Consider the following 26,112-nt stretch of genomic DNA (forward strand, 5'->3'; position numbering starts at 1 on the left):
TTACCCAATCTATTTTTCTCAAGCATGAAGGTCATCTCCTAGGATAAATTCTGACCTATATACCTTCGACAAATGTTTGGAAATACCTGCTAGTTAATCTTGCTGTCGTAGTTTTTTTTCTGAAAATTTTCTCATGGTTAAAGTGGTTCAGAATCTCCTCATTGGTTAAGTATAGTTAAGCACTCCAACAACCAGTCGAGAGGAGCACCACAAATGAATAAAACAAAAAAGAATAGCAGCCACACTAAGCTGATATTAATTGCCTTGATGAGCGTTACGGTCGTCTTCACCGCATCTGCATGCAATAATGCTAATAACGTGGATGGCAATGCAAATGGAAACGTGATCATAGAAGATGATAACAACGCGTCAGGCAATACAACCGAACCAGAGGCCACCGATGAGGTCAGCACTCCTTAATATAATACAAAATAAATAAGGAAGGGCCTTCTGTCATGCGGGCATAACATTATGTTATGCAATGTGAGACAGAGGGCTTTTTTTCGTTTGTTATGGGAACGGCTAGAGTTGCCGCGCTGCTCGGGAGCAGCTTCATTTTGATAGCAATATTGATAAAGAAACTCCCTTATCCAATGCTTGTGCCAGAGCCTTACGAGACATATGACGGTAGAATCAGCTGGAAAAAGGCCTGGAATGACGATCATCAATAAAATGCAAAACTAAATGTTAATTTAATGCAATGAAAAGTGGCATTGTTTTGGTACACTTGAATTAACAGCCACGCGTATGACTTCACAGGAAGAGGGAGAGAGAAATGAAACGGACCAGTATACGCTATAGGCTCATGGTTTTGATGATTTGTTTGACGACGCTGCCCGTACTGACGGTTACGTGGATTGCAATGAACAATACCCGCGGCTCGGTCGAAAAAGAAATCATCGATGCGAACCGCTCTCGGATGTTGTCTGCTGATCAATATTTGGATGAGCTGATCCGGCAGATGGACGTTCTATTTTATTCGCTTCAGGTCAACCAGCCGTTGATCGAAGGTCTGAACGCAATCGATAACCAAAGCGGAAGCGGACAGTTTCGCACGCAGAAATATATTCAAGAAACGTTGACGAAAGCTTTTTATGCAAATTCCAAAAAAATAGATGAGCTGGCGCTGTATACGCATCAAAGTCAAAAGATTTATTCGGTCAATTATGCGAACAGCGGCTTAATTTATTCGCTTGATATTGAGAAGGGGAACTGGAATCGAATGCTGCAAGCCCCTATTAATATGTACTTCAAGCAAGCCGACAGCGGTATTTATGCCTTTCACAGCATGAACCGGTTTGCGGATCAGGAATTGCTGGGGGGATTATCCGTCCGTATGAATAAGGAAGTATGGAAGGAAGTCAGCAATATTTTGAAATCGGAAGATGACAGTTCCGTTTTCTTAGTTAATGACGAGGGGGAGCAGTTGTCCGGCTCCACATTGGAGCCAGGCTTATACGACATAGCAGATATCCTAAACCATGATGGTATCCTAAATAAAGAGTTGGAAATCATGAAGACCGACAGCCATTTTATATTTATCAAACGCGTCGATGACGGCGAGCTTACTCTCATTAAGGCTTTACCGATTACGACGATTGCTGAGAGCGCTAACAATACGGTTAGAGCGGGAATTATAACAGGCTTGCTGTTTGCGTTAGCCTCCATTTTATTGTCTATCATGGTGTCGCTTCGAATTACTAGACCCATTGTCAGCTTAGCAAGAACGATGCGCATGACGCCCATTCAACAATTTGAGCTTACTTCGGTCCGCAGTCAAGATGAGATCGGACTCCTGGAACGAGGCTATAATTCGATGATGCAGCGGATGAAGGAGCTGGTAGAGAACGAATACCAGAAAGAGATCGAGGTTAAGAATGCACAGCTCATGGCGCTGCAGGCACAAATTAATCCTCATTTTTTAAATAACACCTTGAATTTAATCGGCGGCATGGCATTAGTGAAGGGCGCGCCAGAAATTTATAAGATTACGAAGGTTATCGGCGATCTGCTGCGTTATTCGATAAGCTCCGGGCATGAAGCAGCTGCGCTGGATGAAGAATTAAAGCATATTCGCAATTATTTGTTTATTCAGGAGCAAAGGTTCTCGGGACGCTGCACGATTACCATCGATTACGACGGCGCAGATCTCGGCATACAGCTTCCAAGGTTTACGCTCCAGCCGCTGATAGAGAATGCTTTCGAGCATGGGCTTCAACCGAAGGAAGGCAGCTGGAAGGTTCAAATCCGGGTAAAAGCAATCAGAAAGCGTATGGTTATCCTCATTCAGGACAACGGAATAGGTTTGGATAGAACACGCTTGTTGATGCTGAGGTCAGAGCTAAAGGATGGCATGCCCATAAAGGTTGACCGGCTGGATCCGGAGAAGGATCAGCCGCGAATGCGTAAAGGAATTGGCCTGCAAAATGTAAATGCAAGACTGAAATTGCATTTTGGAGAGAGCGCCGCACTGCGAATATTCAGCCAGTCTGGGAATGGGACATTGATCGCGCTGAAGCTGCCATTGCCAAAGAAGGAGGATGTGCATGAATAAAGTACTTATTATTGATGATGAGCCATGGGCAAGAGAGGTTATCAAAGCTCTTGGAGAATGGGAACGGCTGAAGCTTGTTATTGCCGGCGAAGCAGAGGATGGGAAGTCGGGTCTTCGATTGATCGATGAGCTTGCTCCCCACATCGTTGTAACGGATATGCGCATGCCGGGCACGGATGGCGTTGAGCTTCTAAAACAAATAAACGAACGGTTTCCGCTGCTAAAAATTATAGTCATGAGCGGATATGACGATTTTATTTACTTAAAACAGGCCATTCGTTCGCGTGCGGTGGAATATTTGCTGAAGCCTGTTGACCCCATGGAGCTTAATGCTGCTTTACAGAAATGCGTCGAAGAGCTGGAGGCCTTGGAGCATTCGGAAGGTTCGCTCCGGAGATCGCCTTTGCTATTTTCAAGCGTGCCCCAAACTGATCGTTATATCGCTCTTAAACAGCGTGCGCTTGCTGCATTATTTGAGCTTAGCAAGCCATCGGCCCTTCATTCACTGAGCAAGGTGGAACTTTTATTGGCGGAAGCCTTTCCCGGAGGTATAAAGGCGGAACAGCTTGAGCGGCTGGATGTCGATTTTACAGATATACTCGAGCAGTTCTTAGGCGAATATTCGTTTGAAGGCAGTAAAGTAAACCTGCCCGAAAAGCGTATCTCTCCTTGCGGCAGCTTAACCGAAGTAATCGGAAAAATCGGAAACCTGTTTAGTGAAGTTATCGATATGCTTGAAGCTGTCCAAAAAACGAAAGGCAATTTGGTTATTGCAGAGGTGAAAGATTATCTGGATAAGCATTACTTAGAGCCGATCGCGCTTGAAAGCGTAGCCCTTCAATTTTATGTCAGCAAGGAGCATCTTAGCCGAACCTTTAAAGCGGCCGCAGGGGAGAATTTGACGGAATATATTATTCGCAAACGGATGGAGAAAGCCAGGGAACTTCTGCTGTTGCCGCATGTCTCCATTAAAGAAGCAGCGAGGCTAACCGGCTATTCCGAGCTTCCTTATTTCCATCGCGTCTTCAAAAAACATTTTGGCGTGACGCCTGGCGATATGAAGAGCGGAAAATAAACGACAAAACACGACAATAATACAGCAGGCACGATGATCAATCTGTCTACTTCTACAACGTTAGCCGTATCGAAAAAAAGCAAAAACAAAGAAGTGGCGCTGGATCTGCTGAACTATTTCTATGATGAGAAGGATTCCTCCGCGTTATTCCAGGAGCTAAAATTCAATCCGGTGTCGTGACGAGGATGAACACTCGGTCGCGGTTCAGCGGCTGCGAATCGTCGTTCTCTAATTCGCCTATTTCATCCGCAAAAACCAAAAACCGCCGGAGCACATACTCCGGCGGTTTTTGATTTGGGGTTAAGAAGCAATACGGTGAAGGTATTGCGTTATTTCACTTGCAGCCTGATTACATTCCAGGACGCTTTACCCAGTACGGATGTTACCGCACCATTATCGGCAATGGCATCTCCGCGATTGTGAGGCACAACTTGTCCTGGATTTGCTTTCGTGTTGCTTGCCTTTAAATCGTCATTTTCCAGAACGATATGCTCGATCACGCTAACATTCCCGAAGCTGCGAACGTCAACACTAAGCTCCATACCGTTTGTTAAATGACGATTGACAGCAAAGATCGTCACTTCGTTTTTTTCCTCATTGTAAACGCTGATCGCTTCTAAGTACGGAACATCCGTGAAATCTTTCGAATCGTATTTAGGCGAAGTCGTAATCGGCTGAAGCACCGTTCCTCTACCGTAGATCGAAGCGTGCATATAAGGATAATAGGTCGTTTGCAGCCAGAGCGGCCCGCCGTTTTCTGTCATAATAGGTGCGATGACATTGATTAATTGAGCAATACAAGCCATTTTCACACGGTCAGCATGCTTTAGTAACGTGATGATGAAGCAGCCGACAGCGAGCGCATCCTCATGCGTATACACATCCTCGAATTCCGGCGGCGCAACCTGCCACAGCTCCTCGGCGCGGCTTGAACCGATGGAATTCCATACATTCCATTCATCAAGGGACAGCATGAGCTTCTTTTTGCTCTTCTTTTTGGCCTTTATATAATCGCAAATGGCCGTGACATCGTAGATGAACTGATCCATATCGAGCGACTTCGCAAGGAAGTTGGAGGAATCATTTTCATTATTATTGTAGTAGGTATGCAGCGATAAGAAATCAACTTGATCGTAAGTGAGATCAAGTACTGTTGCCTCCCAATCGGCAAAGGTACTCATCCCGCTGGATGAACTGCCGCATGCAACAAGCTCGATGTAAGGATCGACCCAGCGCATTGCTTTTGCCGTTTCATTCGCAAGTCTGCCATATTCCACTGCTGTTTTTGCGCCGATTTGCCAAGGGCCGTCCATTTCATTTCCGAGGCACCAGGTCTTAAATTTATGAGGATCTTTATAACCGTGTGATATTCTTAGATCACTATAGTAGGAGCCGGAAGGATGATTGCAATATTCAACGAGATTTCTAGCCGCATCAATGCCGCGTGTACCGAGATTAACTGCCATCATAACCTCTGAGCCGACAAGCTTGGCCCAATCCGCAAATTCATTCGTGCCGACTTCATTTGTTTCGGTCGTCCACCAAGCGAGATCCAGAAGACGTTTCCTCTCCGATTTAGGACCAACGCCGTCCTCCCAGTTATAACCGGAAACGAAATTTCCGCCTGGATAACGGATGATTGGAACGTTCAAGGAACGAATGGCATTCAGCGCATCTTGGCGAAAACCGTTATCATCGGCAGTAGGATGGCCGGGCTCATAGATCCCGCCGTAAACTGCTCTTCCCAAATGCTCAATAAAGGAACCGTAGAGCCTGGGATCTACCTCGGAAACGGGAAAGTTTTTATCGATAAGCATGGTTGATTGAATAGACATAAATAACAACCTCCTAGTTGAATTAATTAATAAACTAATTCATAATTGTTGATAATCTAATTAATATTTATCATATTAACAACTCAGATTCAATACGGTTGCCTATGATTATCTTAGGATTAACTAAATTGCTAATTGTAAAAGCGGGTGTATTGCATGTATTTATCGACCGATGCGGAATCGCTGCGCGTATATGAAGCGCTGGCAAGCGAGGCTCGCTTGCAGATTATCGACTTATTAAATATGAAAGAGATGCATATCAAAGAACTGGCATCGGAACTGTTTCTAAGCAGCGCAATTGTAAGCACGCATGTGAACAAGCTGCAGAAGGCCGGTCTCGTCAGCTGTAAGATGCGCAGAATCAATGGAGGGACCTATAAGTTCTGTTCCTTGTCTACGGAGTATCTCCAAATCAAGCTGTCTCGATTTACGCCCGCTGCAAGAAAGTTCGCAGAGGTATCCATCCCGATTGGCCAATACACGGATATTGAAGCTTCCCCTACCTGCGGGCTTGCCACAACGGAGAAGATGATTGGGCATTATGACAATCCTGCTTATTTTTTGGATCCTGAACGCGTGCATGCCGGGATCCTATGGTTCACCAGAGGATTTGTCGAATACAAAATCCCTAATTATTTATTCAAGGATCAAAAGGTGCAAGAAATCGAGATATCGATGGAGATTGGTTCGGAGGCTCCTTATATCAATGAAAATTGGCCTTCGGATATTCAATTCGCAATAAACGGGACAGAGCTTGGCACATGGACAAGCCCAGGGGATTTCGGCCGCATGCGGGGACGCTTGTCTCCGGATTGGTGGAAGAACGACGTTAATCAATATGGTTTAATGAAGGTACTGAGAATTAATAAATTCGGATCATTCATTGATGGTATGCAAATATCCGATACTACGATAATGGACGTGCCTTGGGATAACTCCCAGTGGACATTTCGAATACGCGCGGAGGATACCTCGCAAGGCCGCGGCGGACTGACGCTGTACGGAAAAGGATTTGGGAATTATGATCAAGATATCGTCATTCGGAGCTATTATGAGCAGTCGGACTCTGAAAGCAACAAAACATAGATCAGATAGCGGAGGTATAAGTTATGGCCATTTCATGTCGTGTTCTCATCGTAGATGATGAATTATTAGTCAGGCAGGGGATTAAGCATCTGCTGAATTGGGAGCATGAAGGCTTTCAAATTGTCGGTGAAGCCTCTAACGGCAAAGAAGCGCTTGAATTGATCGAGCGTTTGGAGCCCCATATCGTCATTACGGATATCGTTATGCCCGTCATGGGCGGAGAGGAATTGACCCGTGCGATAAAGACGAGATTTCCTCAAATCGAAGTCATTATTTTAAGCAGCTTTGGCGAGTTTGATTACGTAAGATCGACCTTCCAAAGCGGCGTTGCCGATTATATTTTAAAGCCTAAGCTGGAAGCCTTTCAGTTATTGGACATAGTAAAGCGTACTGCTCAGAAAATTCCTTCATTGAAGCTTGTAGAATCAGAGGATGAAGGAGGGTTGTCCATCCATGCGATGCTGGACAAGCTCCTTTCCGGTTATGAAGTTGATGCAAATGACGCGATCATAGCGGAAGCATTCCCCAATAACAAATATCAGCTGCTGGGCGCCGATTTAAAGCAAATCCAAACCAAAGGCATAGACGGGAATGGCAATCCACAGTGGCTGGATCGAATGAAAGCAGAGCTTGAAGCAGAGCTGCCGCAAGCCGTTTATTTTCACCTGCCTACCGAATCGAATATGGTCGTAATGCTTATTAACTTGGATAGCAGCGAGATGGCTGCTTTAACGAATACGGCACGTAAGCTGGCGGCTTGGACAATCGCTCAGTTTCCGGGGATTGGCTGGACGGTAGGCGAGTCTTTTTCTGATTTGAGGCAGCTGGCCCTGTATTACAAGGATCGTTTTCTCAAAATGAATGCTTATCGTTTCTTTCTTCCGGAATCCCAGCATCTCATCGTTTATAACGAGCTTTCGAAGAGCACGGATGAAATCCAGAGCTTTAACATGAATCATTTTACGGAGCTGATGAACAGGCGGCAATTTGTCGACGCGTTCGGCAAGCTGCTTGAACATGTGAATGGTCTCGCAAGAAATTACAAGACGGATGTATTCGAATTTAAATCTTTTGTAAGCAATGTCATTTTCAATATTACGATTTTGCTTGGTCGTCTGGAGTCCGACATAAAGAAACTTGAGGAATCAAAATATAAATACTTCAAGCTGATCGGAGAATCGACGCATGCGAGCGAGACGATCACGCTGCTTAATGCTTTTATCAACGAGGCAAATGACGTGATCAAGAAGAGAGGGGCCGCGGGCAGCAATTCAAATATGACACAGCTGCTTCATTTTATACGCGAGCATTATGCGGAACCGCTAAGCCTTACGGAATTAGCAAAGCATTTTCATTTTAACCCATCCTATTTATCAAGCTATTTCACCTCGCATAATAAGGAGGGCTTCAGCGAATATTTGAATAGGATCAGGGTGGAGAAAGCCGCAGAGCTATTGCAGGACGATTCGTCATCCATTGCTGAAATTAGCGGTATGGTCGGTTATTCGGACCATAGTTATTTTACGAAGGTATTTAAGAAGTTAACGGGTTTGTCCCCAAGCCATTACAGAAAACAATACACAGGTAAGAAGAGGGATTAAGCGATGAAAGGTTTTTTGGATAAATTTAAGTATCAAAGTCTGTTTATTAAAATGTTTATGGTTACGCTGGTCAGTATTATAACGGTATCGTTACTTACGACCCTGGTCACGATTCAAATGTCAGAAAAGCTGTTTATGAATACATTCAGCATTACGAATTCAAAAATCATCAACCAAATCCAGGCGAATTTTGAGTCTTTTAATTATTCGGTCGTCACGGCCTCCAACAATGTTTTGCAGAACGGGGCAATTAAAGGTTTTTTGACGAACCCCGACATGGACACGCTTGCCTCATTAAAAAGTTATTACCAAGCCAGTCAGCAGATGGAACGGATTCAATCCAACGTCGCGGCATATCCGGTTACGATGACCATTACGGGAATCAATCGAAAAAGCCATTCGACGGACAGCTATTATTGGCCTAATTCGGTGGAGAAGCTGAGAAAAAGCCTGTTAACCGTTAACACGCTCATACAGCCTAAGCGACTTATCTACCAGTTGGATAAAGAAAACCTTACCGGCGCGTCCAATGAAGATCCAGTCATCGTCGCTTCCAGAGCTCTAATGGAGAGGACGAGCGGCAATCAATACGGCATTCTTTATTTTGCCATACGGGAAAGCGATTTTAAGCGATTTTACACAAGCTTTACAAGCAGCGGCAATGACGTTGCCATATTGGATCGATCCGGCATGGTTGTATCAAGCAACCGCTCCGACCTGATTGGCAGACAAGAGCAGGACCTGCTCGGTTATGCGCAAGAAATCGAAAAGCAGCAGCTGAAATACAAAGAAGTTAGCGTGATGGGGAAAAACAGCCTGGTGCTGTCCGAATACTTGCCTGTATACGACTTTTACCTGGTTAATCTCATTGATAAGCAACAGGTGCTGAGCGAGATGGTCGATTTCAAGACAGTCGCGCTTATTTGTGTTGCTATCGTGATTGTCGCTCTGATCATTGTTTTTCTAATATCCAGACGATTAACGAAGTCCTTGACTCTCCTTGCCAGACAAATGCCGCGGATCACTGAAAATAACTTTGACAATTACATAACCGTGACGGGCAGCTACGAGATCAAGGAGCTTGGAAAAGCTTACAACTACATGCTGGATGAGTTAAACGATTATATCCAAAAGCTGATTCAGACGCAAAAGGATCAACGAAATGCTGAGCTCTCCGCTTTGCAAATGCAGATCAATCCCCATTTTTTATACAATACGCTCGCGTCCGTCAAGATCCTTGTCCAGCAGGGAAACAAGGAGAAAGCGGCAGCTACCATCAATGCGCTTATATCGCTGTTGCAAAATACGGTAAGCAATATCAGCGAAACGATTAGTGTGGCCCAAGAACTCGTGAATTTGAAAAACTACGTTTTTATTAACCACGTGCGATATGGCGAGCAGATTACGGTCAATTATTTCATTGCCGAGGACTGTTACGGTTATCACATTCCCAAGCTCATTATCCAGCCCTTTATTGAAAATGCCTTTTTCCATGCCTTCCAAGAGCGCAGCGAAGGGCATATCTATGTACTTGTTTCACGCGAGGAAAATGCGCTTGTGTGCGAGGTTGTCGATAACGGCGTTGGCATGGAGGGCTATGATCATGAAAATCCTGCCCACAGCTCGATCAGCACAAGCCATTTCTTCTCCGGTATTGGCATTCGCAATGTGCATGATCGGCTTAGACTGCTGTACGGAGAAGAATTCGGCGTTGCCATCGTGAGTAATATCGGTGACGGAACAAGAGTGAAGATTAGGCTGCCTCTTCATAAGACCTAAAGAAAGTACCAATAAGCAAATAATTTTCTAATTACATATTAACGATTGGAAAGGTAACAATAGAATGACAAATCCGCACAAATATATTGCTAACGAGTCGTTTTGATGAATTGTTATACTGATTATCGTTAGCTAGTAAATGTGCTTAGACAAAGCTTAAAGGGGTTGAATGGAATTGAAAAAACTACTCGCAGTTATGCTTGCCAGCTTCGTTTTGCTGACAGCATGCGGAAACAATGAGAACACAGCACCTGAAAATGGCGGCACACCCGCTGAAGGTACGAAGGAAATTACAGTATGGGCATGGGATAAAGCTTTTAACATCGGTGCAATGGAACGTGCAAGCGAAGCTTACAAGACTAAAAATCCCGATTCCGACCTGAAGGTCAACATCGTGGAAAACGCACAGGCAGATATCATTCAAAAATTGAACGCAGGCTTGAATGCGGGAACGACAAAAAGCTTGCCGACCATCGTGTTAATTGAGGATTACCGTGCGCAAAGCTTCCTGCAAGCGTATCCGGATGCTTTCTTCGAATTAACGGATTTCATTAAACCGGCTGATTTCGCAGATTACAAAATCGGACCTACAAGCGTAGACGGCAAGCAATACGGTGTACCGTTCGACTCAGGCGTAGCGGGTTTGTACGTAAGAAGCGACTATTTGACAGAAGCAGGCTATAAAATCGGAGACCTGCAAAATATCGACTGGAAAAAATTCATTGAGATCGGTAAAGCAGTGAAAGCAAAAACAGGCAAGTCATTGCTTACGCAAGATCCGAATGACCTTGGCTTGATCCGTATGATGATTCAATCGGCCGGTTCATGGTACCTGAAGGAAGATGGAACGACTCCTAACCTTACGGGCAATGAAGCGCTTAAAGAAGCGTTTGAAACTTACAAAGAGCTTATGGGCGCTGACATTGTGAAGGTTACTTCCGATTGGAGCCAGTTTGTAGGCGGCTTTAACAGCGGTGAAGTTGCTACTGTTCCTACTGGAAACTGGATTACGGCTTCCGTTAAGGCAGAGGCTTCACAATCCGGCAAATGGTCAGTCGTTCCTTTCCCTAAGCTGTCTAACAACCCGAACTCGGTGAATGCTTCCAATCTAGGCGGCAGCTCGTGGTATGTCATGAACGTTGACGGGAAAGAAGCAGCGGCAGAGTTTCTGAAACAAACCTTCGGTTCCGATGTTGATCTTTATCAGAAGCTTGTGACGGAGATCGGTGCGATCGGTACCCTGAAAGCTGCGGCTGCCGGCGACGCGTACAAGCAAGCTGATGAGTTTTTTGGCGGGCAAAAGGTAATTGAGGATTTCGCAAAATGGACAGAGCAAATTCCTAGCGTGAACTACGGCATGCACACGTACGCAGTTGAAGATATTCTCGTCGTGGAAATGCAAAACTATTTAGGCGGCAAGGCAATTGACGATGTGCTCAAAGACGCGCAAGCGCAAGCTGAAACGCAAGTTAAATAAAACAGACCATACGGCTATGAAATAAGACCGGGGCTCTTCTCCTTCTCCTGCATCGCAATGGATTGATCCGGCTACAGGAGCTGGAGGGACCCCTATGGTTTTATTCCCGTAAAGAGAGGGGTTAGGCTAACGTGAAAGCAGCGAAGCCTGGCGTGAGAATTCGCACTAGAGCTAATTTGACTGGCTGGATGTTTATCATTCTTGCGGTTGTCATGATTGCGGCGTTTTACTTTTATCCGATGATTCAGGCGCTACTACTATCGTTCAAATCAGGTAAAGGAATGAATTTGAAATTTACCGGCTTTGACAATTATGTTCGGCTATTTAGCGATAAGACGTTTTTAACCGCAGTGAAGAACACGTTTATTTATTTGGTCATTCAAGTTCCAGTCATGATCGTACTTGCTATGTTTATATCTGTATTACTAAACGACAGCAAATTGAAATTTAAAGGATTTTTCCGTACGGCAATATTTTTGCCTGCCGTTACCTCGCTCGTAGCTTACTCCGTTATCTTTAAATATTTGTTTGCTACGGAAGGCTTAGTTAATAAACTGTTAACGAACCTTCATTTGATCGCAAACCCCATTCAATGGATTACGGATCCGTTCTGGGCGAAAGTTACCGTAATTATCGCAATCACATGGCGCTGGACAGGCTATAATATGATTTTCTACTTGTCCGCGCTTCAAAATATTGATCATTCGATCTACGAAGCAGCAAAAATCGACGGTGCCTCTTCCACGAGACAGTTTTTTGGAATTACCGTGCCGCTGCTAAAGCCGATCATTTTGTTCACTTCCATTACTTCAACAATCGGTACCTTGCAATTGTTTGATGAGGTTGTCAATATTACGAAGGGCGGGCCGGGTAATGCATCCATGTCCATCTCTCAGTATATCTATAACCTGTCCTTCAAATATTCGGCCGATTTCGGTTATGCGGCTACCGTCTCGTATTCAATTGTTATCATGATCGTCATCTTGGCGTTCATTCAGTTCAAAGCGGCAGGTGATAAAAATGGATAAGCTCAAGCGTGTTTTTGTCTATATTTTTCTAAGCGTGCTTGCTTTCGTTTCGATCTTCCCGTTTCTTTGGATGATCATCAGCGCTACGAATAAATCGGCCGACGTAACCAAAGGAAGATTGCTTCCCGGCGGTCAGCTTTTCGAAAATATTAATCAGCTGTTCAGTACGGTGGACATCTTGCCCGCATTGCTGAATTCAGCAAAAATTTCAGTAACGACGACGGTTCTCGCCATGGTTATTGCCTCTTTGGCTGGCTACGGCTTTGAAATTTATCGCAGCAGGGCAAAGGATGTTGTTTTTAACATCCTGCTGCTTTCCATGATGATCCCTTTCGCAGCCATTATGGTCCCGTTGTATCAAATGTTCGGGGGAATTTCGCAGGTCATTCCTTTCATCGGTCTGGACACATTGTCAGGGGTTGTATTACCGACCTTTACGACAGCGTTCCTGATTTTCTTCTTCCGTCAAAATACAAAAATGTTTCCGCGGGAGCTGCTTGAAGCCGGCCGGATTGATGGTCTGAATGAAATCAGTCTTTTTTTCCGGATCTTCATGCCAACGATGAAAACGACCTATGCGGCAGCAGGCATTATCACGTTTATGTCGAGCTGGAACAACTATCTCTGGCCGCTCATCGTTTTGCAATCACCGGAGAAAAAGACAGTCCCGATGCTAATTTCCAACTTGGGTTCAAGCTATTCCCCGGATTATGGTATTATTATGACGGCTATCGTTATTTCGACGATTCCGACCGCGCTCGTATTCTTCTTAATGCAGAAGCATTTTGTAGCGGGGATGACAGGTTCAGTGAAATAGTCAAACGAAAAGTCAGGTGGCTGCGTGCTTCTTACGCGGCCCCTGACTTTTAAATAAATTTAAGGGGAAAAAGCAATGAATAAGATGAAACCGAATATTAGCTGGCTCACTGATGTGAGCATATTTGCGGTGAACCGATTGCCTGCGCATTCCGATCACCGTTATTACGAGTCGATAGAGGAAGCTGCAGCGGAAGTTCCGATGGCTTTGCGTCATTCTTTGAACGGCAGCTGGAAGTTCAGCTATGCGGTAAAGCCTGCGGACCGTCCCGAGCATTTTCATCAAATTGATTATGATGTGGATGGATGGAAAGACATTGAAGTGCCTGGACATATTCAATTACAAGGCTATGGCAAGCCTCAATACGTAAATACGATGTATCCATGGGATGGTCATAACGACATACGTCCGCCGGCTATTCCGGAGGATCATAATCCAGTGGGCAGCTATGTAAAATATTTTTCTGTACCTGCCCAAATGGTGGGCAAACCTGTGTACCTTTCCTTTCAAGGGGTGGAATCGGCATTCTATCTTTGGCTGAATGGCGAATTCGTCGGATACAGTGAAGATAGCTTTACGCCATCGGAATTTGACCTCACTCCGTTTCTAGCAGAAGGAGAAAATAAACTAGCAGTAGAAGTGTATCAGCGGAGTACCGGCAGCTGGCTGGAAGATCAGGATTTCTGGCGGTTCTCGGGTATTTTCCGCGATGTTTATTTATATACCGTTCCTAGCATTCATGTTCGCGATCTATTTGTGCATGCGGAGCTGGATAACACTTATACGCAGGGCAATCTGCGCGTAGATTTGAAGCTGTCCGGCGCCCAGCCGTCCAGCATAGTGATCGAGTTAAAGGATGCGGATGGACGTACAACCGCTTCGGAGAAGTCTGGTTCTGTAACAAGCGACACTTTCTCTTTGTCTCTTGATGCTGGCAAAGTAACACCGTGGAGCGCAGAAAATCCTTATTTATACATGCTGTATATTTCGGTATATGATTCGTTAGGCAACCTTGTCGAGGCGATTCCGCAAAGAGTCGGCTTCCGTACCTTTGAAATGATGGATAAGGTTATGCATCTCAACGGCAAGCGTATCGTCTTCAAGGGCGTCAACCGTCACGAATTCAACAGCCGCAGGGGACGTTCGATTACGAAGGAAGATATGCTGTGGGATATTGCCGCCATCAAGCGTAACAACCTAAATGCTGTCCGCACCTCACATTATCCGAATCAGTCGTTATGGTATGAGCTTTGCGATATTTACGGCGTCTATGTCATAGACGAAATGAACCTTGAAACGCATGGCTCATGGCAAAAAATGGGGGCGGTTGAGCCGTCCTGGAACATCCCGGAAAATAAACCAGAATGGCAGCCGATCGTTATGGACCGTGCGATTTCGATGGTAGAACGGGATAAGAATCACCCATCGATTCTGATTTGGTCCGTCGGGAATGAGGCCTATGCGGGGGAAGTGCTGCTGAATGTATCGAACTACTTCCGCGAGACGGATCCGAGCAGGCTCGTTCATTACGAGGGCGTGTTCCATAACCGGAAATATAATGCGACAAGCGATATGGAAAGCAGAATGTATGCGAAACCTGCGGATATTGAGCAATACTTGAACGATAATCCGGAGAAGCCTTATATCAGCTGTGAATACATGCACGCCATGGGTAATTCGGTCGGCGGCATGCATAAATATACGGAATTGGAGCAGAAATACGCCATGTACCAAGGCGGCTTCATTTGGGATTATATTGATCAAGTCATTGTGAAAAAGGATCGTTACGGCAAAGAGTTCCTGGCCTTCGGCGGTGATTTCGACGACCGAGCGACCGATTACAATTTCTGTACGAACGGCATTGTGTATGCAGACCGCAAGGAATCGCCTAAAATGCAGGAGGTTAAGTTCCTCTACCAGAATATCAAGCTTATTCCTGACCGGCATGGCGTGAAAGTGATCAATGAAAATCTGTTCGAGGGCACGGATGCTTATGATTTGGTTATTGCGCTGCATCTTGAAGGCGAAGAAATTTTCCGAAGCAAACTGGCTGTTGACGTTGCAGCGCAATCGGAAGCTTATGTGAAGCTGGAGCTGCCGAGCGCGGATGAGCCAGGCGAATATGCGCTCCATGCCTCGCTTCATTTGAAAGAGCGTACACTTTGGGCAGAGGCCGGACACGAGACCTCATTCGGGCAATATGTATTTGTAACGGAACAAGAAACAGCATCAAAACAGCCGTCGGGGTCGCTCCGAGTCGTCGAGGGAGATGTCAACATTGGCGTTCATGGCCGAGATTTCAGCATTATGTTCTCGAAGCAGGCCGGAACGCTTATTTCCTTGAATTATTCGGGCAGAGAGCTGATCGCGATTCCGCCGGCTCCACTATTCTGGCGCGCGACTACCGACAATGATAAAGGTTTCTCGCTAGGCTTTGATTCCGGCGCTTGGTTTGCGGCGAGCTTGACACGTAAGTGTACCGGCGTTGAATTGTCGGAGGAAGCGGGAAGCGCAACCGTCACCTTCCGTTACAAGCTAAGCATTAGCGCAGACGTGTCGGTTACGGTTTCCTATAAGGTTCTTGCAGATGGCAGCCTGAACGTGAAATCGCGTTATGAAGGAGCAAAAGGACTGCCTAAGCTTCCGATATTTGCACTTTCTTTCAAAATACCGGCAGATTATTGCCATTTGGACTGGTATGCGATGGGGCCGGAGGAAAACTATATCGATCGGGCATTCGGAGCGAGACTCGGCGTATTCCGAAATGACGCTGCCGATAATGTTTCCGGGTATGTGGTTCCACAGGAATCAGGCAACCGCACGGGAGTACGCCGTGTAAGCATCAGTAATGATTATGGTCAAGGCATTCGGATTACGGCTCCTGCGAAGCAGCCGGTCGAATGCAATATTTCGCCGTTCACAGCCTTCGAGCTGGAGAGTGCTTATCACCATTATGAGCTGCCTAACGTACACTACACCGTAGTTACAGTAGCTGGCAGACAAATGGGTGTCGGCGGCGACGACAGCTGGGGTGCTCCAGTCCATGACGAGTATTTGATTCCGGCGAATCAAGAGCTGTCTTTTGAATTTAATATCGAGCGGTTGTAAGCACAGAGAGTAAAAGCAGGGCATATGCTCTGCTTTTTTTGTTTTTCACATCACTCACGCATGATATGATAAAGTGAAATAGCGCTAAGAGCATGGAAGGGAGATTGTCGTCATATGTTTGAGCATTTGGTTTCCTTTAAATTCAAAGAAAAATTGTCCGCCAGCAAAGAAAAGGAGCTGCTGGATGCGTTATATTCGCTTCCGTCGCAAATTCCGGGGATCATACAATTGACTACCGGCAGTAACGAAACGACGGAAACCGGCAATATTCAAGGCTACACACTCGGGCTTAGGGTAACGTTCACCGATCAACAGGCTTTGCTCGATTATGGCCCGCATCCCGCGCATCAAAGCTTTGTAAGCTTACTGGACGGACTTATTGATAATGTGATCGTCATTGATTATCCAATCGTTTAACGGTTATCATTGACGATATCACAAGACGAAAATGAAGCAGGCAGGGTGAATGTATGGCAGACAAGGAAGAGTTGGTCCGGTTCGGGGTCTCTTTCCCGGCGCCTTTAATCGATCAGTTTGACCGTTATATCGATGAGCAAGGCTACACAAACCGATCCGAGGCCATTCGTGACATGGCTAGGCGGGCTTTGCTGGAGCCGGCCCGAATGAACGGACAGGAACATGTAGCGGGAACGATCGTACTCGTCTACGACCATCACGCAAGCGATCTTCCGATCGTGCTGATGGAGGTACAGCATCGCTTTCATCATGACATCATCTCCAATATGCATGTCCATTTGAATCACGATCAATGCTTGGAGGTTATCGTCGTGAGAGGACAGCTTGCGCGGCTGCGTTCGCTGCATCAGCAGATTCAAGCGCAGAAGGGCGTCATCTATGCCGAGCTCTCGGTCACTTACGCCGATAAGCATGATCAAGGTAAAGAGCACACGCATGAATGATATTTTTATTTGAGCAATCTCCGAGGCTGTGAGCGCGAATACGTGCTTACAGTCTTTTTAATATATAAGAATTTATAAGTTTTCACATATAAATGTGCTTATATATCTCCGCGAAACGATAGCTTATGCCACTGAGGACGGCGACAGCCGTTTACGCTTGTCTGTTACGTATTCCAAGCGAAGCCAAGAAAAAATGGTGAATTCGCAATTGGGTCGTGTTACAATATCGTATAATCGTGTTACGAAAATCAGCGCAAACAGGGGGATTAAAATGAAAAGATTTTATTCAAGAACGGTGTTTGCGTTCGCTGTTCTTCTGCTTGTTGCCGGCTGCAGCACGGCAAAGCCGGCAGAAAACTCTGCGCCAAAGGATGAGCTTGTTGTAGCCATAGGCGCAGAGCCGGATACGGGCTTTGATCCGACAAAAGGCTGGGGCCGTTACGGGTCGCCGCTTTTCCAGAGCACGCTGCTGAAGAGAGATGATCAGTTAAATATCGTAAACGATCTTGCAACAAGCTACGCGGTCAGCGTGGACGGCAAAACGTGGACGGTCAAGCTTCGGAACGACGTTACCTTCTCAGACGGGGAACCGTTAACAGCCGAGGATGTTAAGTTTACCTTTGATAAGATAGCCAGCAATGGAGCGGCCATTGATTTGAACAATTTGACAAGCGTAAAGGCGGGTCAGGATGAAGTGGTTTTCCAGCTTCATAAGCCCCAATCTACCTTTGTTTATAATCTGATCACTACAGGGATTGTTCCTAAGCATGCTTATAGCAGCACTTATGCGGAAAAACCGATCGGGTCCGGACCGTTCACATTCGTACAATGGGATCGGGGACAGCAGCTGATCGTAGAGGTGAATGAAAATTATTACGGAGCCAAGCCTTCAATCCATAAGCTGACCTTTCTATTCTTGAATGAGGATGCGGCTTTTGCGGCAGCGAAGGCGGGCAGCGTCGATGTGGCCTACATCCCTTCTGCGTTTAGCCATCAAGAAGTTGCCGGGATGCGCCTCGAAGCAGTCAAGACGGTAGATAATCGGGGAATCGCATTTCCTTACGTGAAGGCGGGCGGCAAAACGGATAAGGGATATGCGATCGGCAATGATGTTACGGCAGATAAAGCGATTCGTGTGGCAATCAACACCGTCATTGACCGTCAGCAGCTGGTCGAGGGCATTTTGGAAGGCTACGGTTCACCGGCTTTCACCGCGAATGACGGTCTGCCTTGGTGGAACGAGGACACTGTAATCAAGGACAACGATGCGGACGCTGCATCGCAGATTTTAGCCGATGGCGGCTGGGTTGACAGCGATAAGGACGGCATTGTTGAGAAAGGATCGCTTAAGGCGGAGTTTACGCTGCTTTATCCATCCGGAGATGTTACCCGGCAATCGCTCGCTTTGGCAGCCGCTGATATGGTAAAAAAAGCTGGCATTCAAATCAACGTAGAAGGCAAGAGCTGGGATGAGATAGAGAAGCTCATGCATTCAAATGCAGTGCTGCTTGGCTGGGGCAGCCATGATCCGCTGGAAATGTTCAATCTTTACAGCAGTGAGTATGGCGGTGTGGATTATTATAATACCGGCTATTACAGCAATCCGGCCGTGGATAAGCTGTTTGAGCAAGCGCTTGATGCCCGTACCGAAGAAGAAGCGCTGTCCTTTTGGAAGCAAGCGCAATGGGACGGTCAAACAGGGCTGAGCGTACAGGGCGATGCGCCCTGGGCTTGGCTCGTCAATATCGATCATCTTTATTTGGTGAAGGATGGGCTAGACATCGGCAAGCAGCGCATTCAGCCGCATGGTCACGGATGGCCGGTTACGGACAACATCGAAAGCTGGAGCTGGACAAAGTAGAAAGCGGGAAGAGGTTCTTGCATGTTTCAAGGAATTGCTGTTTTTATAGGTAAAAAAATCATTCGTCTGCTTCTTCTACTGGCCTCGGTCAGCATCATTACCTTTGCGCTTGTCGCGATGTCGCCCATTGATCCCGTACAATCATACATCGGTGCGGATGTGATGCGTGTCGGAGCGGAGCAGCGGGAAGAGATTGCCGCGTATTGGGGACTAGATCGTCCGTTTGCGGAACGATTCTTAAAGTGGGCTTCTGCTTTGCTTCAAGGTGATTTGGGAACCTCGATGATTTACCGAGAGGCCGTGACCAAAGTTATCGGGGAGCGATTTATGCATTCGGCCTTGCTCATGGCGTTCGCATGGATGCTTTCGGGTGTCATGGGTTTTGCTGCGGGCGTGGTTTCGGCGTTAAAAAGAGATTCTTGGATCGATCGCATGATCACAAGCTACTGCTATACGCTTGCCTCGACACCGGCCTTTTGGATCGGACTGCTGCTCATGATGGTGTTTGCGGTTTGGCTCGGCTGGCTGCCTGTAGGGCTCGGCGTGCCGGCAGGGGTGCTGGCAGGAAGCGTCACAGCCGGCGACTATATCCGCCATATGATTTTGCCTGGCATTACTTTGAGCGTAGTCGGGATTGCGCCGATTGCTTTGCATACGCGGCAGAAGCTGATCGACGTGATGGATAGCGACTATATCTTATTTGCCAAAGCAAGGGGCGAAAGAGGCGCGGTCTTATTTTTTAGACATAGCCTGCGCAATATTGCGCTGCCTGCGATTACGCTGCAATTCGCTTCATTCGGTGAATTGTTCGGGGGAGCGGTGCTCGCCGAGCAAGTTTTCTCGTATCCCGGACTTGGGCAAGCCACAGTAGAATCCGGGTTGCGAGGCGATGTGCCGCTTCTTTTGGGGCTCGTTCTATGCAGTACGTTGTTCGTATTTACGGGAAATGCCTTAGCAGATTACTTTTATCGGATGGTTGATCCGAGGCTGCGGCTAGGGAAGGGGATGCGGGGATGAATCAACCGGCCTCAGTTCAGAAAGAGAAAGAGCGGCGGCGCTGGAACGAACGGCGGCGGACGCTTGTATCCGCGGCAGCTGCGGCAGTCTTGCTTGCAAGCATTGGAATTGGCAGCTGGCTGCTCGGCGCTTCAGGGCTCTCCGTTCAGCTGGAAAGCCGAAACCTGGCGCCATCTCTATCCCATCTATTCGGCACGGATTGGCTGGGCAGGGATATGCTCTCGCGAACCGTAAAAGGACTTGCCTTAAGCATTCAGGTTGGTCTGCTTGGTGCGGCATGTAGTGTCGTAATCGCTGCCATCATGGGGCTTATGGCAGCAACGCTTGGCAAAACCGCTGATCGCATCATTACTTGGCTGATCGATGTTTTCTTAAGCGTTCCTCATCTCGTCATGCTCATTTTGATCGCTTTTGTTTGTGGAGGCGGGCTGAAGGGAGTTGCTGTCGGAATTATGCTCACACACTGGCCGAGCCTTGCCCGCATCATTCGCGCTGAGGCGCTGCAGCTGATGTCCGCGGAATATGTGCTCGCAGCGAGAAAGCTTGGAAGCTCTCGCTATGCCGTTGCGACCCGCCATTTGGCGCCGCATTTGCTGCCGCAATTGCTTGTGGGGTTCCTGATTCTTTTTCCGCATGCCGTGCTGCATGAAGCGGCCGTAACGTTTCTGGGTCTTGGAATGTCCCCGCATCAGCCGGCCATTGGCATCATTCTTTCTGAATCGATGCGTTATTTATCGAGCGGCATGTGGTGGCTTGCCGTATTTCCCGGCTTAGGACTGCTGCTCACCGTAAGAGCATTCGACAAGCTTGGCAATCATCTTCGGCAGCTGGTTGATCCACGCCATACCCATCTTTGACAGCTAAGCCGATCGTCGTCAATTCAAATAGAAAGGAGGAAAACCCGTGCCGCTGTTAGAGGTAAATAAACTATCGATCTCGTTCATGCAATATACGAAGGGAAGCAGGCAGGAGCCGGTCAATGTCATCGAAGAGCTGGATTTTGCGATACACGAAGGAGAAATCGTTGCTCTCGTCGGAGCAAGCGGATCGGGTAAAAGCCTGCTCGCGCATGCGATCATGGGTATTCTTCCTCCAAATGTCGTTATGTCCGGAAGCATCTCATACGGCGGAGCGCCGCTTGACGAAGCAAGGCTAAGACGCTACCGAGGTAAAGAAATCGCCTTTGTTCCGCAATCCGTCAGCTATTTGAATCCGCTCATGCGAGTTGGCAAGCAGCTTCGGACGAGGGAGGACGGATTGGAGCAGCATATTGAGCGTAAAAGCTTATTCGAGCGATTTCATTTGGGGAAGCATGTAGAACGGCTTTTTCCGTTCCAGCTCTCGGGCGGCATGGCCCGCAAGGTGCTTGTATCGACGGCCGCACTTGGCCGTTCTAGGCTGATTATTGCCGATGAACCGACACCGGGCATGCATCCGGGCGATGTTGAGGAAGCGTTGAAGCAATTCAAGCAGCTGGCAGAGGGAGGCTGCGCCGTATTGTTGATTACGCATGATATTGAGGCGGCTGTACGTATAGCGGATAAGGTCGCCGTTTTTTATGCGGGCATGTCGGTCGAGCTCGCTCCTGCCAGCGATTTTGCGGGTAACGGCGAGAGGCTGCGGCATCCATACAGCCAAGCGTTATGGCGCGCGCTGCCGCAAAACGGATTTGTTCCGCTGCCCGGATCGCAGCCGGCAAGAAGCCTTGGTCAGCAAGGCTGCCACTTTGTTGATCGCTGTCCTTCGGCTGGGGAACAATGCGGGACGATGCGGCCGGAGCCTCGTTCCATCCGGGGCGGAATCGTGAGGTGCATACATGCAACTTGAGGGCAGGAATCTAGGCTGGCGATACGAGAGCGGTCCATGGCTGTTTACCGACTTTAACATTTCGGTGCAGCCGGGCGAAACCGTCGGACTTATCGGGCCGAGCGGAAGCGGGAAAACATCATTGGGACGACTGCTCGCAGGTTATGCAAAGCCAATCGCGGGCGAGGTAATCGTAGCGGGCCGAAACAAACACAATAGCGGTTATGATCCGGTTCAAATGATATTCCAGCATCCGGAGCGCGCGGTCAACCCAAGGTGGCGAATGGCTAAAACGTTGTCAGAAGGCTGGTCTCCGGATGCTCCGCTGCTTGAGGCGCTAGGGATCAGAGAAGACTTTCTGCAGCGTTATCCGAACGAATTGTCTGGGGGTGAGCTGCAGCGATGCTGTATAGCCAGGGCGCTGGGGCCGGGCACCAAATTTCTGATCGCGGATGAAATGACGACGATGCTGGATGCGATTACGCAGGCTCAAATCTGGCATACCGTGCTGGATATCGCAGCGGCCAGGCAAATCGGTTTGCTGGTCATCAGTCATGATCATGCGCTCGTGAACAAAATATGCGACCGCACAGTTCCATTCGGATAAATGTCCCGTACCATTTTGCATCAAAATCAAACCGTTTCGTTAGTCTTGTTTTTCCATCAGCCGGCGCAGCTTAGACTCGGTTGAGGACTCAGGCGCCGGCGTATATACGCTGCATCTCAAATCGGAGGGTCCCTGCACTTGAAAAGAAGTCAGATGAAATAACATTTTCCCTACCTTCGCATGCCGAAATTCAAGCAGTACATCTGGAGCTGAGCTGACCTGGCTTTGCTCCCAAAGGTACTGAAACTCCGGATGGCTGCCCTTCATTTCCTCAATAAACCGCTCATACCAATCATCTTGCACATATTGGCCGTAATAGGCGCGAAAGATAGCCAGATAGCCGCCTACAAAATGCTCCCAATTTCCAGCAAGCCTGCGAAACTCTTTGCGCGTGAACAACAGCTGGATCATATTTCGCTGTTCGGCAGGTATTTGTTCGAAATCCATAAACACATGCGAGGCTGCTGCATTCCATCCGACAATTTGGCAGCGGCGATCGGATATGATCGTGGGACAAAAACGCAGCTCCTGCAGGATTCGCTTGAGTGATGGCGTAATTTCCGAATGCTCCTCGTCAATCATATGATTGATGTGACCGGACCCCAAGGCAAGTGCATATAAATATTTTCGCTCGTCGTCATTCATTTGCAGCGCCGCAGCCACGCAATCGAGAACGGAGCCGGATACTTTAATATCTCTGCCCTGCTCAAGCCATGTATACCAGGTCGGACTTACACCGGCAAGCTGCGCAACCTCTTCTCTGCGTAAGCCAGGTGTCCTTCGCCGGGCACCGGGAGGGAATCCCGCGGCTTCGGGAGAGATTTTGGCCCGTTTTGATTTTAAGAATGAAGAGAGAGCCTGTAATCTTGTTTCTTGGTTAATCATTTCTATCATCCCTTTTCTTCCATTATCGTGGTACTCATTATACTATAATAAACTACAACTTGTAATAGGATAACTTCTATGACAAACTACAATTCATAAAGGAGTTTGCGAAGGAGGGTTCACGATGGAACGAGTCGTAATTACAGGGATGGGCGTCATATCGCCGCTTGGGAACAGCGTGGAACAATTTTGGAACGGATTAGTAAACGGGAGATCTGGTATATCATCAATCGATTCTTTCGATACCAGTAAGCATAAATCGAAAATCGGAGGCCTTGTGCGGGATTTTGATGCAGAGGTGCGATTTGGACGGAAGGAAGCCCGCCGCATGGATCGGTTCAGCCAGTTTGCGATTGCGGCGGCGGAACAGGCACTAGAGGATGCATCACTGTCAATGGACGATACGGATCGTGAACGCGTAGGCGTTTATGTAGGCTCTGGCATCGGCGGCATTCAAACCTTGCTCGGTCAAGCCGAGGTCCTGCACGAGAGAGGACCTGACCGGGTGAGTCCAACCCTTGTCCCGATGATGATCGCAAACATGGCCGCAGCAATGATCAGCATTCGCTTCGGCACGCAGGGTCCTTCTATGTCGCCTGTTACGGCTTGCTCCATCGGGAATACTGCAATCGGGGAAGCCTGGCGCCTCATACGTTCAGGCAGCGCGGATGTGGTTATCGCAGGTGGCGCGGAAGCGGCAATTACAGATATATCACTGGCAAGCTTCGGCAACGCTACATCCATTTCGACCCGAAACGAGGAGCCAGAGCAGGCAAGCCGGCCCTTCGATGCCGGTCGCGACGGCTTTGTGATGGCTGAAGGTGCCGGCATACTTGTGCTGGAGTCTTTATCGCATGCGCAGTGCAGAGGCGCTCGTATTCATGCAGAGGTCATCGGCTACGGCGCCAGCTCAGATGCTTATCATATGGTAGCCACACATCCGGAGGGCATTGGTGCTTACCAAGCAATGAAGCATGCTTTGCGAGAAGCGGGCCTAGCGCCTGACCAGATTGATGTGATCAGCGCGCATGCCACCAGCACGGAAATCGGAGACCGCTCGGAGACTGCGGCGATCAAAAAACTGTTCGGCGAGCAAGCCTATCGCATTCCTGTGACTGCGAACAAGTCGATGACAGGACATATGCTCGGGGCTGCGGGCGGAGTGGAAGCCATCGCTTTAGTGAAGAGCATACAGGAGGGCGTGATCCCGCCGACCATCAACCTGGAGGAGCCTGATTCCGTTTGCGATCTCGATTACGTGCCAAACGAGGCGCGTAAGGTGGATATTGAAATCGGGATGTCCAATTCCTTTGGCTTCGGCGGTCATAACGCGGTTATTATTTTGAAGAAATATGCTGCGGATAAAGAGTAACGGGTCCAAATATTTTAAGCTAAAATAGCAGATCTTCGCAGGGAGAAGAAGTCCCTCGAAGATCTGTTTTTTTGTGTGCACTTGGAAGACGGATTACAGAATCGTTTCAGTGGCAGTTGCAATGGGTAAAAGGGAAGTAACTTAGAGAAGAAGGTGTACGTATGGCCAGGCATAATCGATTTATTAGATGGTGTGTTTCCATCATTTTAATACTGATCATTATTTATTTGGGTTCGCGTGTCGATTTTATTTTCAAACCAGTGCTTTCGCTTTTCAGCATGATTATCGTACCGCTTATGTTAGCAGGGTTTTTCTATTACCTGCTGCGTCCAATCGTAAATCTCATGGAACGCCGCAAGGTCAATCGGACATTCGCCATTCTATTCATTTATTTGGCTTTCACCGCCATCATGGTCGTCTTCAGCCTTGGCGTTTGGCCATCGCTTCGCACGCAGTTGCTTAATTTGGTCGAAAATGCGCCAACGCTGTTCACTTCCTTAAGCGAGCAGGTGGCAGAGCTTGAACATAACGGCTTTATTTCTTCTTTCCTGCCAGAGAATTCAAATCCGCTGTCCAAGCTGACAGAGTATTTGAATAAAGGCTTTACGCTGTTAACGGATTATTTCTCCGGCATGCTATCGTTCTTCTCTAATTTTGCGATAGTGCTTATTACCTTCCCGATCCTTTTGTTTTACATGCTGAAGGAAGGAGGGAAGTTCGGAGAACAAATCGTCAGCTTCATTCCCAAGAGGTTCCGCAAGGACGGAACGGAAGTGATGGAGGATATCGATCATATGCTGAGCAGCTTTATTGTCGGCCGCGTAATCGTGAATCTGGCGCTTGGCGTTTTCATGTATGTAGGCTTCCTTATCATCGATCTGCCCTATGCGCTTTTGCTGACGGTTGTGGCTGTCATTCTGAACTTTATTCCTTTTATCGGTTCATTCCTATCTTCCGTGCCGATCGTAATTATTGGTTTCATCGAATCCCCGACTATCGCCATCTGGTCGATTGTTATCATTACGGTAGCCCAGCAGATTCAAGACAACCTCGTTGCGCCTTATGTCTTCGGCAAGCAGCTTGATATCCATCCCATGACGACGATCATTTTAGTGCTGGTGGGTGGAGACATTGCTGGCATTCTTGGTATTTTGCTGATTATTCCGGTCTACATGATCCTAAAAATTGTATATTGCAGAGTGTATGAGCTTTTTTTTAAACAGCAATGGGAAAATGCCTGACATAGATCTGACAAAAAGATGCGCATTACAGCTCCATTTGGTA

General features: G+C 47.5%; 21 protein-coding genes and 1 pseudogene. 20 read left to right on the forward strand and 2 right to left on the reverse strand.

Features of this window, described 5'->3' with window-relative positions; genetic code table 11:
* The first annotated feature begins 213 nt into the window (after positions 1 to 213).
* The 4 genes and pseudogenes from RCO25_RS22805 to RCO25_RS22820 all read left to right on the forward strand — a co-directional run.
* Positions 214 to 420 carry a hypothetical protein gene (locus RCO25_RS22805; protein ID WP_308998427.1) on the forward strand — a complete coding sequence of 69 codons (207 nt, stop codon included), beginning with the start codon at positions 214 to 216 and terminating at the stop codon, positions 418 to 420.
* A 355-nt stretch (positions 421 to 775) separates the two neighbouring features.
* The gene (locus tag RCO25_RS22810) at positions 776 to 2,554 is read left to right on the forward strand and encodes a sensor histidine kinase (protein WP_308998428.1); all 1,779 of its coding nucleotides are present in this window, start codon (positions 776 to 778) and stop codon (positions 2,552 to 2,554) included.
* A complete protein-coding gene (locus RCO25_RS22815; RefSeq protein ID WP_308998429.1) occupies positions 2,547 to 3,629 on the forward strand; it encodes a response regulator in 1,083 nt (360 codons plus the stop codon). Before RCO25_RS22810 ends, RCO25_RS22815 begins: the two co-directional genes overlap by 8 nt.
* Before the next feature lie 30 nt (positions 3,630 to 3,659).
* Positions 3,660 to 3,806 (forward strand): annotated as a pseudogene (locus RCO25_RS22820) (sugar ABC transporter substrate-binding protein); the annotation flags it as partial.
* A 152-nt stretch (positions 3,807 to 3,958) separates the two neighbouring features.
* On the opposite strand, the gene arfA reads toward RCO25_RS22820, so the two are convergent.
* Complete coding sequence (arfA, locus tag RCO25_RS22825; RefSeq protein WP_308998431.1) at positions 3,959 to 5,464, reverse strand: arabinosylfuranosidase ArfA; 1,506 nt, start codon at positions 5,462 to 5,464, stop codon at positions 3,959 to 3,961.
* A gap of 156 nt (positions 5,465 to 5,620) precedes the next feature.
* Between arfA and RCO25_RS22830 the strand changes: the two genes are divergently transcribed.
* The 14 genes from RCO25_RS22830 (at position 5,621) to RCO25_RS22895 (ending at position 22,571) form a co-directional block, all read left to right on the forward strand.
* Positions 5,621 to 6,550 carry an ArsR/SmtB family transcription factor gene (locus RCO25_RS22830; protein WP_308998432.1) on the forward strand — a complete coding sequence of 310 codons (930 nt, stop codon included), beginning with the start codon at positions 5,621 to 5,623 and terminating at the stop codon, positions 6,548 to 6,550.
* Between the two features lie 23 nt (positions 6,551 to 6,573).
* Positions 6,574 to 8,151: a response regulator transcription factor gene (locus tag RCO25_RS22835; RefSeq protein WP_308998433.1), complete on the forward strand. Its 1,578-nt coding sequence runs from the start codon at positions 6,574 to 6,576 to the stop codon at positions 8,149 to 8,151.
* A gap of 3 nt (positions 8,152 to 8,154) precedes the next feature.
* Positions 8,155 to 9,930: a sensor histidine kinase gene (locus tag RCO25_RS22840; protein ID WP_308998434.1), complete on the forward strand. Its 1,776-nt coding sequence runs from the start codon at positions 8,155 to 8,157 to the stop codon at positions 9,928 to 9,930.
* Positions 9,931 to 10,105: 175 nt separating this feature from the next.
* Positions 10,106 to 11,407: an ABC transporter substrate-binding protein gene (locus RCO25_RS22845; RefSeq protein WP_308998435.1), complete on the forward strand. Its 1,302-nt coding sequence runs from the start codon at positions 10,106 to 10,108 to the stop codon at positions 11,405 to 11,407.
* A gap of 188 nt (positions 11,408 to 11,595) precedes the next feature.
* Positions 11,596 to 12,435, forward strand: coding sequence for a carbohydrate ABC transporter permease (locus RCO25_RS22850; RefSeq protein ID WP_308998486.1), 840 nt, complete (start codon positions 11,596 to 11,598; stop codon positions 12,433 to 12,435).
* Entirely contained in the window at positions 12,428 to 13,252 is an 825-nt protein-coding gene (locus RCO25_RS22855; RefSeq protein ID WP_308998436.1) for a carbohydrate ABC transporter permease, read from the forward strand. Before RCO25_RS22850 ends, RCO25_RS22855 begins: the two co-directional genes overlap by 8 nt.
* A gap of 75 nt (positions 13,253 to 13,327) precedes the next feature.
* Positions 13,328 to 16,360: a beta-galactosidase, LacZ type gene (lacZ, locus tag RCO25_RS22860; protein WP_308998437.1), complete on the forward strand. Its 3,033-nt coding sequence runs from the start codon at positions 13,328 to 13,330 to the stop codon at positions 16,358 to 16,360.
* 114 nt (positions 16,361 to 16,474) lie between these two features.
* A complete protein-coding gene (locus tag RCO25_RS22865; RefSeq protein ID WP_308998438.1) occupies positions 16,475 to 16,777 on the forward strand; it encodes a Dabb family protein in 303 nt (100 codons plus the stop codon).
* A gap of 53 nt (positions 16,778 to 16,830) precedes the next feature.
* Entirely contained in the window at positions 16,831 to 17,280 is a 450-nt protein-coding gene (gene nikR, locus RCO25_RS22870; protein ID WP_308998439.1) for a nickel-responsive transcriptional regulator NikR, read from the forward strand.
* 271 nt (positions 17,281 to 17,551) lie between these two features.
* The gene (locus RCO25_RS22875; protein WP_308998440.1) at positions 17,552 to 19,141 is read left to right on the forward strand and encodes an ABC transporter substrate-binding protein; all 1,590 of its coding nucleotides are present in this window, start codon (positions 17,552 to 17,554) and stop codon (positions 19,139 to 19,141) included.
* A 21-nt stretch (positions 19,142 to 19,162) separates the two neighbouring features.
* Positions 19,163 to 20,158 carry an ABC transporter permease gene (locus RCO25_RS22880; protein ID WP_308998441.1) on the forward strand — a complete coding sequence of 332 codons (996 nt, stop codon included), beginning with the start codon at positions 19,163 to 19,165 and terminating at the stop codon, positions 20,156 to 20,158.
* Entirely contained in the window at positions 20,155 to 21,015 is an 861-nt protein-coding gene (locus RCO25_RS22885; RefSeq protein WP_308998442.1) for an ABC transporter permease, read from the forward strand. Before RCO25_RS22880 ends, RCO25_RS22885 begins: the two co-directional genes overlap by 4 nt.
* Before the next feature lie 46 nt (positions 21,016 to 21,061).
* Entirely contained in the window at positions 21,062 to 21,985 is a 924-nt protein-coding gene (locus RCO25_RS22890) for an oligopeptide/dipeptide ABC transporter ATP-binding protein (protein ID WP_308998443.1), read from the forward strand.
* On the forward strand, positions 21,975 to 22,571 hold the full coding sequence (locus RCO25_RS22895) for an ABC transporter ATP-binding protein (RefSeq protein WP_308998444.1): 597 nt from the start codon (positions 21,975 to 21,977) through the stop codon (positions 22,569 to 22,571). Before RCO25_RS22890 ends, RCO25_RS22895 begins: the two co-directional genes overlap by 11 nt.
* 39 nt (positions 22,572 to 22,610) lie before the next feature.
* Here the strand turns inward: RCO25_RS22895 and RCO25_RS22900 are convergent, their stop codons facing one another.
* Positions 22,611 to 23,453, reverse strand: coding sequence for a helix-turn-helix transcriptional regulator (locus RCO25_RS22900; RefSeq protein WP_308998487.1), 843 nt, complete (start codon positions 23,451 to 23,453; stop codon positions 22,611 to 22,613).
* A 127-nt stretch (positions 23,454 to 23,580) separates the two neighbouring features.
* On the opposite strand from RCO25_RS22900, the gene fabF reads away from it, so the two are divergent.
* Together fabF and RCO25_RS22910 are read left to right on the forward strand one after the other, a co-directional pair.
* Positions 23,581 to 24,828 carry a beta-ketoacyl-ACP synthase II gene (gene fabF, locus RCO25_RS22905; protein ID WP_308998445.1) on the forward strand — a complete coding sequence of 416 codons (1,248 nt, stop codon included), beginning with the start codon at positions 23,581 to 23,583 and terminating at the stop codon, positions 24,826 to 24,828.
* Positions 24,829 to 24,989: 161 nt separating this feature from the next.
* Entirely contained in the window at positions 24,990 to 26,069 is a 1,080-nt protein-coding gene (locus RCO25_RS22910) for an AI-2E family transporter (protein ID WP_308998446.1), read from the forward strand.
* Positions 26,070 to 26,112 lie beyond the last annotated feature (43 nt).

This window comes from Paenibacillus sp. LHD-38 (assembly GCF_031157315.1).
GTDB lineage: Bacteria > Bacillota > Bacilli > Paenibacillales > Paenibacillaceae > Pristimantibacillus.